Origin of the sequence: Priestia sp. SIMBA_032 (genome assembly GCF_046535215.1) — a bacterium.
In the GTDB taxonomy this organism is placed as follows: Bacteria; Bacillota; Bacilli; order Bacillales; family Bacillaceae_H; genus Priestia; species Priestia aryabhattai.
The window spans coordinates 1-239 of sequence record NZ_JAWRXD010001495.1 but is presented as its reverse complement, the minus strand read 5'-3'; the positions used below and the strand labels follow the sequence as shown (position 1 = coordinate 239).

The following is a 239-nucleotide window of genomic DNA, read 5'->3' as shown; positions in this document are numbered from 1 at the left end:
GTTTTTCTCCAAACAATTTAAACTCTGTGATGTCTGTTACCCACTTTTGATTCGGTGCATCTGTATGAAAATTACGCTCTAAAATATTAGGTGCAATTCTACCGACTTTTCCTTTATAGGATTTATATTTCTTCATACGCACAACACACTTTAACCCAAGCTCTTTCATAATGCGCTGAACCTTCTTGTGGTTCACTTTCTGGCCACGATTCGTTAATTCATCACGAATGCGACGGTAA

At 37.7% G+C, this 239-nt stretch carries 1 protein-coding gene; it reads right to left on the bottom strand.

The annotated features are described in order from the left end of the window. Positions 1–239 (bottom strand): IS3 family transposase (locus tag SB717_RS39280; RefSeq protein WP_410908719.1); only part of this gene is annotated, 239 nt, incomplete at both ends.